Origin of the sequence: Yersinia sp. 1252 StPb PI (genome assembly GCF_048593885.1) — a bacterium.
Taxonomy (GTDB): Bacteria; Pseudomonadota; Gammaproteobacteria; order Enterobacterales; family Enterobacteriaceae; genus Yersinia; species Yersinia enterocolitica_E.
Map to the genome: position 1 here is coordinate 1 of NZ_JAZGQE010000560.1, position 270 is coordinate 270.

Genomic DNA, 270 nt, shown 5'->3' on the forward strand with positions numbered 1-270 from the left:
AGCCCTGCGGTCGTCAGGCACTTATTTGATGCCATATTACGGACATCCGTACCAATACCTTGAAGGGCTGTCCACTGTTGCTTCTTATCCTGAAAATCACAGACGGCCATGACCGGTGTTTTGCCACCTGCATCAGACAGGCATTGACCGCTTTTCAGTACGATGTAACGAACAGTACTTTTTTCAGGGCTGGCTTTCTCTGCGCTCTCACAAGCTAACAGTGCCGGCTTTCCCTGTGCATTCTCAGACAAGCAGTTACGACCATTGGCA

The 270-nt window shown here is 50.0% G+C and carries 1 protein-coding gene; it reads right to left on the reverse strand.

The window, feature by feature from the left end; genetic code table 11:
- Window positions 1-251: hypothetical protein (locus V2A85_RS24740; RefSeq protein WP_420072693.1), on the reverse strand; the 251-nt coding region annotated here is incomplete at its 3' end.
- Window positions 252-270 lie beyond the last annotated feature (19 nt).